Raw genomic sequence first — 3,103 nt, forward strand, 5'->3', positions numbered from 1 at the left:
TGAGACGGGCTTATCCGAGGCAGGCCAGTGCTGGGACAGTAAGAGCGGGACTTTTAAGGTGCCGAAAGACAAGGACTGGGTGAAACAGCTCAATACCATGATGGTGAAGGCTGGTGAAGTGTTGAGCGTGTCTAAGGAAGAACGCGTTGCCTTTAGAAACATGTTACAGACCCAGTATGGTTTTAGTGCTGAAGAAGCTGATATTATGCTGGATGTTTATGTTGGCTTGGTCAAAGAATATGACGGTGATAAAGATAAGGCTAACCAGCAGTTCTTCGTCTATATGGCCTCCTTCGTTTATACTCAGGATACCAAAGGGGCTGCCATGTGGGGGCATACCGGCGGTCTTATGAAAACTGATGAAGTTGAGAAGAAGCTAAAAGATTTAGGCATTAGCTCTAAAAAGATTAATACTCTTAGAACTGCGATTTATAACCAATCAACAGTGACAGGATTAAGTGGTACAACTGAAGCAGAGCAGATGAAAGAATTAAAAAATATATTTCCTAATGCTAAAGAACCTAGGTTAAAAAGTATTTTGAAGCAATATGGTGGAAAAACGGACTTTGCCCATACCAGCGCAACTCTCGCAGCTTACTATAAAGACAACGGTTTGGCAGAAACGGTTTTCAATGAGGATGCCAATGCTGGCTACTATGGGGACCTCACCCTGCCGGGCAATATTTCGATGAACAATGGAGATTACCATGCCGACCTTGATGCTCTCAACCTTTATAATCAGCTCAAAGGCGGCAAAGATCTGGTCGGAACTATGAACAGCTACTTTGATAAGGTTGAAGCAGACGATAGCTACCGTTCAGAACAGTTTGTGACAAATGTTGGGGGTGGTGACTATGATAAAGGTATGAAGATTCTTAAGGGACAGTATGAACAGTATGTCTACCATGCTGGTGAGAATCCCTTATTCAAAGACTTTATTGACAGTCTTGAAGAAAAGAGTGACGATTTGATAGCGGATGGTAAGTGATATGAAGCGACGTTATAAGATACTATTAGCTATTCTACTCACCTTATTTTTGTCTGTTTTTGTTACGTTAGCTGTCTTAAATCATCAGACTCACCAGAAAAGTACCAATATTTTTGATGAGATGTATTATACTGAAACCTCACCTTTTGTAAATTTTTATAGTTTTGGACAAACTCGTCTGGGAACCAAAAAAGGTGTAGTAACCATCAAAAGGGCAAAAAATTCAGAGGGAATTGAAGCTGTTGAAGCTGCTAATTTTGTAGAGAACTATAAAAAACTATCCAAACCGACCTCTTCAATCCAGTTAGCTTTTTTCGTCCCTCCAAAATCTTTATATAAGAATGGCTATTTAACCATAAATATTGGCTATCAAATGAAAGATGGAAATACGATTGATATTTTATATGGCTATTCTCCTAAAAAAAAGATAGTTCAGAGACAGGTTGTCCAAAATTATTGGCAGGACGGCTATTCAGAAAATAAGTCAACGGTTCTTCAAACATTAAGCGATAATCACTTAAACTTAGCAGATATTTATTCCTATAGTGATAACATTTTAAAGGCAAAAGTATTGAAAGATTGGTGTTCTGTTTATGACAGTCACTATAGCCCATCTCACTGGGGAAAGGTGAAGGTTGTTAACACATGGGAAAATGCGGAAGAGGAATGATCCCCATGCCGACCTTGGTGCTCTCAATCTTTATAATCAGCTCAAAGGCGGCAAAGATCTGGTCGGAACTATGAACAGCTACTTTGATAAGGTTGAAGCAGACGATAGCTACCGTTCAGAACAGTTTGTGACAAATGTTGGGGACGGCGACTATGATAAAGGCATGAAGATTCTCAAGGGGCAGTATGAACAGTATGTCTACCATGCTGGTGAGAATCCCTTATTCAAAGACTTTATTGACAGTCTTGAAGAGAAGAGTGATGACTTAATAGCGGATGGTAAATGATATGCGTAAGGAATTTAAAATTTTATTAGGCATTGGCAGTATATTGTTTATTCTATCTATGATTTTCTCAGTGCAATATTATACTCATCAGCGTAAAATTCATGACAAAAGTCAAAATATTTTTGATGAAATGTATTATGATGTTTCTCTTTCTTCGACGAAATTTTTTACCTTATGGGAACCGCGTCTAAATAAAATTGATGGTATCAGTACCGATTATCGCGGGAAACTTAATTCAAAAGTACCTGTATTACCTTTAATTCCTAATGTTAAATATACCTACCAAAAACATTATTTGAAACCAAATCAACAAACTGCTGTCCGTATGGCATTTTATTATCCACCAGATACGATGTACAAGAATGGAATAGTTCAATTCTCCACAAATTGGATTTTAGATGATCGTTATAAAATCGGTATTGACTACTACTATAATGTCAAAACTAAAATCTTGTCTAAGTCTTTTTATCTTGTAAAAAAAGATGATTTAGAGGAGCTAACATCAAAGTAAAATGAAACGACCTTATAAGATACTACGGCAGGCCAGTGCTGGGACAGTAAGAGCGGGACTTTTAAGGTGCCGAAAGACAAGGACTGGGTGAAACAGCTCAATACCATGATGGTGAAGGCTGGTGAAGTGTTGAAACTGACTGCGGAGGAGCAACAATACGTTGAGAACCTCAAAGCTCAGTATGGCTTTGATGACACCACTGCCCGCCAGATTATCCAAGTCAGAAGAGGGTTGGAGAAGAAGTTTCCTGATAAGGGTCAGGCGGATATTGATTATTTACTGCTTAGGATACTTGGTGGGACTGTTTATAGTGGTACCCAATGGGATGCGACAGCAGGGGCTCTAAAAGATGAGTTTGGCACAACAGATATTGTTAAAATAATGGATCAATTAGGTTTAAGTAGAAAAGCAGCCAAACAGCTGAACTATAATATTCGTTTGCAGCACCAAATCTCTGGAGATACAGAAGATAAGATGTCCTCAGATGTTAGTGATAGTACGATTGATGAATATCGTAAAAATTTGAATAGGTTACACTAAACTAGACAGAAATGATAAAGTGTTCTACACTAAAGAAAATAGGAGAACAGATATGTCTAGAAAAATTCGCCGTCATTTCACAGATGACTTTAAACAACAAATTGTTGA

Annotated in this window: 4 protein-coding genes and 1 pseudogene; all 5 read left to right on the plus strand. The window is 38.3% G+C overall.

What is annotated here, in order from left to right; genetic code table 11:
• Positions 1-988 (plus strand): annotated as a pseudogene (locus AC4HAO_RS11240) (hypothetical protein); the annotation flags it as partial.
• Position 989: 1 nt separating this feature from the next.
• A complete protein-coding gene (locus tag AC4HAO_RS11245) occupies positions 990-1,658 on the plus strand; it encodes a TipC family immunity protein (protein WP_491093921.1) in 669 nt (222 codons plus the stop codon).
• A complete protein-coding gene (locus tag AC4HAO_RS11250; protein ID WP_491093922.1) occupies positions 1,642-1,944 on the plus strand; it encodes a hypothetical protein in 303 nt (100 codons plus the stop codon). The genes AC4HAO_RS11245 and AC4HAO_RS11250 overlap by 17 nt, the downstream gene beginning before the upstream one ends.
• Position 1,945: 1 nt before the next feature.
• Complete coding sequence (locus tag AC4HAO_RS11255; RefSeq protein ID WP_491093923.1) at positions 1,946-2,455, plus strand: TipC family immunity protein; 510 nt, start codon at positions 1,946-1,948, stop codon at positions 2,453-2,455.
• 66 nt (positions 2,456-2,521) lie between these two features.
• Complete coding sequence (locus AC4HAO_RS11260; RefSeq protein WP_491135395.1) at positions 2,522-2,995, plus strand: hypothetical protein; 474 nt, start codon at positions 2,522-2,524, stop codon at positions 2,993-2,995.
• Positions 2,996-3,103: the final 108 nt, after the last annotated feature.

It is taken from the genome of Streptococcus sp. ELY_137, from assembly GCF_058314515.1.